This window comes from Haladaptatus ordinarius, assembly GCF_054177595.1.
Genome location: NZ_JBPEHH010000163.1, coordinates 1 through 6,619 on the forward strand (window position 1 = coordinate 1; position 6,619 = coordinate 6,619).

At 56.1% G+C, this 6,619-nt stretch carries 8 protein-coding genes and 3 pseudogenes; 5 read left to right on the forward strand and 6 right to left on the reverse strand.

What is annotated here, in order from left to right; genetic code table 11:
- Positions 1-176 (forward strand): annotated as a pseudogene (locus tag ACR3FF_RS25135) (IS5/IS1182 family transposase); the annotation flags it as partial.
- Between the two features lie 383 nt (positions 177-559).
- On the opposite strand, the gene ACR3FF_RS25140 reads toward ACR3FF_RS25135, so the two are convergent.
- From ACR3FF_RS25140 to ACR3FF_RS25155, 4 genes and pseudogenes are all read right to left on the reverse strand, one after another.
- Entirely contained in the window at positions 560-781 is a 222-nt protein-coding gene (locus ACR3FF_RS25140; protein ID WP_458190850.1) for a hypothetical protein, read from the reverse strand.
- A 236-nt stretch (positions 782-1,017) separates the two neighbouring features.
- Positions 1,018-1,851, reverse strand: coding sequence for a TrmB family transcriptional regulator (locus tag ACR3FF_RS25145; protein ID WP_458190851.1), 834 nt, complete (start codon positions 1,849-1,851; stop codon positions 1,018-1,020).
- 282 nt (positions 1,852-2,133) lie between these two features.
- Entirely contained in the window at positions 2,134-2,415 is a 282-nt protein-coding gene (locus ACR3FF_RS25150; protein WP_458190857.1) for a hypothetical protein, read from the reverse strand.
- Positions 2,416-2,533: 118 nt separating this feature from the next.
- Positions 2,534-2,710: pseudogene (locus tag ACR3FF_RS25155) on the reverse strand (hypothetical protein); the annotation flags it as partial.
- A gap of 378 nt (positions 2,711-3,088) precedes the next feature.
- Between ACR3FF_RS25155 and ACR3FF_RS25160 the strand changes: the two are divergent.
- Positions 3,089-3,544, forward strand: coding sequence for a HalOD1 output domain-containing protein (locus ACR3FF_RS25160; protein WP_458190852.1), 456 nt, complete (start codon positions 3,089-3,091; stop codon positions 3,542-3,544).
- On the opposite strand, the gene ACR3FF_RS25165 is transcribed toward ACR3FF_RS25160, so the two are convergent.
- Positions 3,480-3,788: an ArsR family transcriptional regulator gene (locus ACR3FF_RS25165; RefSeq protein ID WP_458190853.1), complete on the reverse strand. Its 309-nt coding sequence runs from the start codon at positions 3,786-3,788 to the stop codon at positions 3,480-3,482. The two genes, ACR3FF_RS25160 and ACR3FF_RS25165, sit on opposite strands and share 65 nt — an antisense overlap.
- Positions 3,789-4,332: 544 nt before the next feature.
- On the opposite strand from ACR3FF_RS25165, the gene ACR3FF_RS25170 reads away from it, so the two are divergent.
- The 3 genes and pseudogenes from ACR3FF_RS25170 to ACR3FF_RS25180 all read left to right on the forward strand — a co-directional run.
- Positions 4,333-4,467, forward strand: coding sequence for a cupredoxin domain-containing protein (locus ACR3FF_RS25170; RefSeq protein ID WP_458190854.1), 135 nt, complete (start codon positions 4,333-4,335; stop codon positions 4,465-4,467).
- Positions 4,468-4,707: 240 nt separating this feature from the next.
- Positions 4,708-5,334: a hypothetical protein gene (locus tag ACR3FF_RS25175; RefSeq protein WP_458190855.1), complete on the forward strand. Its 627-nt coding sequence runs from the start codon at positions 4,708-4,710 to the stop codon at positions 5,332-5,334.
- A pseudogene (locus tag ACR3FF_RS25180) lies at positions 5,335-5,538 on the forward strand (RNA-guided endonuclease InsQ/TnpB family protein); the annotation flags it as partial.
- Positions 5,539-5,928: 390 nt separating this feature from the next.
- On the opposite strand, the gene ACR3FF_RS25185 reads toward ACR3FF_RS25180, so the two are convergent.
- Positions 5,929-6,096 carry a hypothetical protein gene (locus ACR3FF_RS25185; RefSeq protein WP_458190856.1) on the reverse strand — a complete coding sequence of 56 codons (168 nt, stop codon included), beginning with the start codon at positions 6,094-6,096 and terminating at the stop codon, positions 5,929-5,931.
- Positions 6,097-6,619: the final 523 nt, after the last annotated feature.

The following is a 6,619-nucleotide window of genomic DNA, read 5'->3' on the forward strand; positions in this document are numbered from 1 at the left end:
ACCGAACAGGAGTTGAACGAACCAACGACGCGGTCAAGGACTGCGGCCTCGGGCACGTTCGAGCCCGAGGCCGCGTGCACGCACGAACAGAAGTGTTCGTTGCGCTCTGTCTCCGACTCATGGTTGCAATCACCAACTACGAGCGAGGAAACGACCCGGGCTGCGAAAAGCTATGAGATGGATTCTATGACACGCTCTTGGCTTCCAACTGTAAAGGTCTGCTACTGATCGTACCGTGCTCATGACCTCACTGTTCCTGGATACATGATCTCTCGGCCCAAAATCGGTACCAGGTGCATCTTGCCCTGAACAGTGGGATCGCTAATACGGAATCTGAGGTCGTTATCAGCTCCCTCTGTACGGAACACCAAAGGCCGAGAAGGTCGAGTGACCGACACGCGCTGTGTATGCAGCAGCGGCTTGACGAACTATTGAGATATTGTCGGGAGTCCCGGTCTGCAGACAGAGGGTGTATGCAGTAATCGGGTGTCGTTCGTTTCCATGTCCTCGTTTGTGGAACACCCGTTAGGTAGGACTGCGAACCTGCCGATATCCCCGGTTAGCAACAGCTGCTTTCGTCGGGATTCCACTCACACGCATCGCCCGTTGTGAGGCTGTTCTCGTCGATGTGCGCGGAGAGACAGGCGTGGTTACAGAAGTACTCGGGTGAACCACAGTCGTCGGTACAATCACGGACACAGATGGGGTCGTGATCGAAGATACGCGACCCACAGTACGCACACGTCTCGTCTGCGTCGGGTGTTGTGACGGTCGTAGACATACCTGTGCTAAGGAATTTGCCACGGAAAACGTTTCCGAGGGGAGTGCTGAGCAAATCGCCTGTATGGAACGCTGAGACCATCGGACTTCCATGACCGATTCGCGCCCTGCATCTTGCAGCGGTTCACACAGTTGCCGAGTTGCTGTCCCGAACGGCGTGCTGAATAGAGAGCGTGCACTGAACACTACTTCGAGAACTGAAATCGTTCACCGCTGACGACCGTTCGCCGATCGTCGTTATTTCTTGGCGGTGTCGACATCAGTGGTCGGTGGCAATCCCGTCGCCATCAGTCGGCGGGCGATCACTACGATGCCATTGTCGAAGCCTCTTCCGAACACGGCTTTCTCCGTATCAGCCCCCCCAGCGAGATTTGCTTGCACCGAACTGACCAGGATCGTGTTCTGGTCAATGAGTAGCAGCCGACTGATCGTGATGGGGTCCGAGTGGTCGGTCGCAGAACCGTTCAACCATTCTAACCCCGAGACGAACACCTTGACGTCGGGCAGGGCCGTTTCAACCCGGTCACGCAACTGGTCATCCACCGTGCCGATAAGAACATCGAGACCCGACTCCTGCGCCGCTTGCAGATGCTCTATCAACTTGTCTGTGAGCACCTCGTCCTGCCCGATGATGAGGACGATCTCTCGGCCAGCGGCATCGATGAGTTGTTGGGTACGATTCGCGATCGGCGCGCCGCCAGTCAGCGACCACACTTCATGGGTCACTTCCTCGTCGCTGTCCGGGAGTGATGGTTCGAGATCCCCAAGCGCGTCAACGAGCGTCTCCGTCCGCGACTTGTACTCTCGACGGAGCGTTTCAGCCGCCTCGTCGATGGGCACGGCCCGAAACTGCTGGGGATTCGAGTGTTGAATCTCGACGAGGCCCTTAGCCTCTAACACGCGAATCGCATCGTAGACGCGGGTTCGCGGAACGTCGGACGTGTCACCGATCTCTTTGGCCGTCCCTTTCGGGAGGCGTGAGAGTGCCACGAAGCTCTTCGCTTCGTACTCTTTCAAGCCGAGATTCTGCAGCAGTTCGATCGCTCGTTGATGGTTCGATAAGTCTGTCATAGGGTCCCAACCATACGACCGGCGAATGAGTCGCCGGTACCGTCTCTTGTATTCTGTCGCCACTCACAAGTCAGTTCCTGTCCAGCGAATCGTGTGCGTCCGACAAGACTGGCGTTCATAGCTGTTCGAAGGGATGCGACGAACTTGAATCACACTCATACAATTCCCATCAGTTTGCGAATTCCGTGTTTTGACGCCCCATGAAAACAGGTTTTCGCATTTATTTGGTATTGAAATCGTAGAATATCGTTTTATAATTGCGGAATTAGTAATCGGAGGTGGCTACTCCTCTTCCCCCACTGCGACGTCATCACCTGCGGGCGTAAACTGAAAATGATTGAACGGCTGCATCTTGCGCTGTTTCATGAGTTCGGAACTCTCGATGGAGAGGCCGAGCTCGTGGATGGCGTCCGTAATCCGGATGATATCTTCCGTGCTTGTCGCGACAACGTCGATGTGGATGTTCTGCCGGCCAATCATCATCTCCCGAAGGTCGACCACCCCCTTCACGTCCATGACCTGCTCCGCCAATTCGCCGCGTTCGGTCGGTGGAGCAGTACACACGAAGAGGACTCGAAGTGGGGGGGTTCGCCACTTCGTAATCGATCTCGGGATGATACCCTTTGATGATACCGTCCGCTTCGAGTTGGTCGATGCGATTGCGCACGGTGGCCGGTGAGACGCCGACCGTATCGCCGATCTCTTGGGCGGTCGTCCGTCGTGCTTCCTGCTGGAGCATGTGGAGAATCCCCCGGTCGACGTCGTCTAACTCTCTGGCCATGCGTGTGACTCCACGGGCAGCCCGTATGTACTCTGGGTGTAGCACCACCATCGAACCGAAGCATGACCTCTGTATCATCGAAACAATCAGTCACCCAGATAATCACAACAGAACTATAGCAGGCGAGTTCGAAGGGGGAACCGGCACGGAGTTCGAACGGGTCCCAACCAATCGTCACTCCGTGCTAGAACTGCCACTCCTGTGGCAGTTTCCGTGAACGTGACTTCTGGTCGCCGTTCGTAGTCGGTGGATCGGGGTTCTCCCCCAAGTGGAGATCATCTGACCGTGACTTCTGACAGGCCTCCCTCTGATGTTCCTCGTCATTTTGTCTGAATTGTTGCCGTCAGTTCGAATGAAACGGTTAGTTCACTCAATTTATCGCAAAAACCCATATGCTGTGGTCGCAATGTCCATCCAACCAGACCGAAGTTCACCGTTCAATACGGCCACCAAAGAATGACTGACGAGAATCCATCCTCTGACCTGGAACGGTCGGACGAGACTCCTGAACCAAACCACACCACAGTCGACTGGTCACAAGCTACCGAACCCAGTATTGCCGTTGTCGACACTGTCGCTGCCGACACTGGACGTGAGCCGACAGACATCCCACCGTTGTACAATTCCATCTACCCCGATGCATTAGACGCACTCCTGACGGCGACGAGGAACGGCTCGGTTCCCGACGTCCGTGTGACGTTCACGTACGATGGGATGGACATCACCGTTACTGGTGGCGGAACGGTCACAGCACGCGAGAAACGCCTGCGAGTGGCCACGCGGGGCGCGAGCACCGGCCAGAAGAGGCGACCAATGCGGCTGACCGATGGCGTGGTTCGGCCAACGGTTAGTCCGACCACTCGTCGGAACTTCCGTCTTCAATCCCCTTCAGGACGATCAAGAGCGGTTTGATTTCGTTGAACTGCGACCCTTTCTCAACGCTCTGTTCCTCCCGGTTCCACTGGATGTACCCGTGGTCTTCTAATTGGGGAAGGTGAACGTGCGCCATCGCAATTGGCAGGGTCTGGTCTTCGGCACTCGTCGCTGAATCACTGGCTGTGACCGTCCGGTCGGCTTGCGGGTTGGCCGCCAGTAAGTCGAGCAACAGCCGTCGTCTGTGGGCGTTTGACAGCACGCCGAGCTGGGTATCGAGCATTGTGACACCGTTACGCCAGTACTGCCCCCAATTCCAATAAAGAGCCACCATTTTCCAAAAGCCTGCTTGTTTGAGGAAGTGAGTGACACATCACTCCAAGACCGAATACAGAAACCGCAGTAGAAACTCCTGTATTGACCTGTGGCTGCATTCCATTCGATAAGTGCTACCGTGACGAACTCGTCGGCATCCTCCATGTGTCGATGACTCCCGTTTCAGGCAGTAGCAGTCGGGTGGCGGTCTTTTTTACTTCGAAGCGGGTACTCTGTACTGGACACCCTCCATGTGCCACGAGCCCGACCGTCGCACACTCCTCACCGTCACCGGCGCAACGCTCGCCGGTGCACCGCTCGCTAGCTGGCTGTCAGCAGCAACTTAGGGAGGTGCCAATGACGAAACGACGATCAAGAGTGTCTCGAGCGAACACGACGCCATCGTCCATGTCGGCCTGGAGGGCAGGTTCCTCTTCGAGCCAGTCCGACTCGAAGTGCGACCCGGTGCCACCGTCCAATAGATCTGGGAGTCCGACAACCATAGCATCGTCGTGGCGAACCAACCGAAAGACGCCAGCTGGGACGGCTCGCCCGACTCGGCGTCTGCCGTGTACGATATCGGCTTCAGCTTCACGTACTCCTTCGATGTCCTCGGGACGTACGAGTATTACTGCCAGCCACATTGATCCGTGGGCGTGACCGGGGAAGTCGTAGTGGCTGAATCACCACCGTGACTGGTCTCATCATGTTCGCGCTAGCGGGGTGGGTCGCCGGTCTGATTGAGAGTGAGGGTGACCAGAAGTAGCCGAGCAGTTGTCGGCGGTCGTACGAGCGCAACGACTAAGCTGTTAGCTCGCCTATATGTATACAGATTCGCCGCGAGCTGGGTGTTTTCTCACCGAGCTCAACGAGGATCAGGAGAAATAGTGACTCACTACGACCAACAGCAACTAGCACAGCCACTCACCCGCCGATGGATGCGAGTGAGCATTCTCAGCGGCCTCCTCGGAGGGGTGTTGATGGCGATCACGGGACTCGCCCTACTCAGTGTCCTGAACGAAGCGGAGTTCGTGATCGTCGAGCCACTTGGCGCTGTGGCGATGATCCTCCTGGCGCTCGCGCTTCCGGCGTTGTACGTGACCGAACGCCACTGGTTCGGCCGGCTTGCGACAGTCGGCTTTGGCCTTCTAAGCGTCGGCTGGATCGTGGCAACCATCGCACTCCCCGTGGCGATCTACGGCCCTGGAGTGGCGTTTCTCGCGTTCCTGCTCGGGATGCTCGTCGCCATGATCGGTGCGCTCGTGTTCGGTGGTGCGATGCTCCGCACCGACGCGATCACAGTGTCGCGACGTGGCGCATGGCTCCTTGTTGCCGCACTCCCGATCGGCGTCCCGTTCGCGATCGGGTTCACGACCTATGTGATGGGACAGGGCGCTGATCCGTGGGCTGGGCCGATGCTGCTCTACGGGCTCGCCTGGATCATCTTCGGGCGTGCTCTCTGGGAGCGCCGACCTGAGGTGCCTGCGACTGAACCGGCGCCTCAGTCGAACTGACTTTATGTCTGTGAGGAGTGCGAGACGGTTGCGAATGCGGATGTGAACGGTGCTGAAAATATTCGGCAAAAGGTACTCCCGAGTCTCGCCACGGATGACGGTACTAGGGATAACGGCTGGTTGGCACAGCCAGCGGTTCGCCTGTTCGATTGTCGTGAGGGTGGTTTCTCCCCACGAGAACGGGTTGCGAACCGCGAACTATAATATCCCAACTCGTGGGAATCCTCGCGCTGTAGCGCGGGGAGAATGTCAACCGGGGTCCAATCACGGGTGTGCGTACAGTGTGCATATGCATTGTTGAATTCCACAATTTCATTGGTAGTAACAATATCACGATTGATGATAACTAATTTTCAGACAGTCGCTCACACTCTCGATCCATAATCGCTTTCAGCGGTACTCAGTGAGTCAAAGCCACTCCGAAGATAGCAGCGGTGTTCGTGTAGTATCCATAATCGGCTCCAGCTTCCGCAAGGAGGGCCATACCCCGAGATGGAGAATCAATTAGGACGAAAACACAGGCAAGAGAGAAGAAAGTACCTCGTCAGCAGGACGTACCATGTGGTCGATCATCGCACTGTCGTGCGGTTTGGTTCAGCGACCGCTGACCGGGTTCCTGATTTCATAGCTAGTCAAAACCACCAGACTGAACCCGATTATGAAGATTTTATCCGGGAACGCACGATAGATTTTCACCTTCTGCGAGATCGGACCAGCTTGCTCACAACCGCTGAATCGATTGATTTCGGCTGTTTCAGCCATGTTCCCGTCCGGGTCGACACTGGTTTCTAGTTCCCTTTCACTCCTCTCTCATCACACGTATTTCGGTGAGTGAGGCCGATTATGAACACTCATTGAGGCTGTTTAGCCGGTGTAAAAACTTCATAATCGGTTCTCGTGTTTCGATTTCGATTATGAATTGGAGAAAACGACCCTCTCTCCGCTCTCACCCAACCAGATACACCGAAACCGGAACCCACATCCGCTTCGATCGTGCTCGCAGCCATCCCGTATAGGGAGTGGGATGCCATGTCTGTTCGTAGTATGCCAGCGAACGGTCGACGTTTACAGGCGATCGAGATGAATGCCACAGGGCGTGACCCGGAGGCACTTCACCTGAGGGTAACACCTGACCGTTCCTCGGCTCTTCAATTATTATAGTACTTTCGCTAGTTGTCCACTCTGGCTCACCAGCGCAGTTGCTGACACGTTGTGGAAGCGAAGCGGATGAATCAGGTCACTGATTCACCCGCTGTCCGGATATACTCGTGATGAACATCCCCCT

Coding starts and splice junctions, on each gene's coding strand:
- ACR3FF_RS25185 (WP_458190856.1), bottom strand. CDS start 6,096: ATGGCTGAAACAGCCGAAATCAATCGATTCAGCGGTTGTGAGCAAGCT.
- ACR3FF_RS25140 (WP_458190850.1), bottom strand. CDS start 781: ATGTCTACGACCGTCACAACACCCGACGCAGACGAGACGTGTGCGTAC.
- ACR3FF_RS25160 (WP_458190852.1), top strand. CDS start 3,089: ATGACTGACGAGAATCCATCCTCTGACCTGGAACGGTCGGACGAGACT.
- ACR3FF_RS25145 (WP_458190851.1), bottom strand. CDS start 1,851: ATGACAGACTTATCGAACCATCAACGAGCGATCGAACTGCTGCAGAAT.
- ACR3FF_RS25165 (WP_458190853.1), bottom strand. CDS start 3,788: ATGCTCGATACCCAGCTCGGCGTGCTGTCAAACGCCCACAGACGACGG.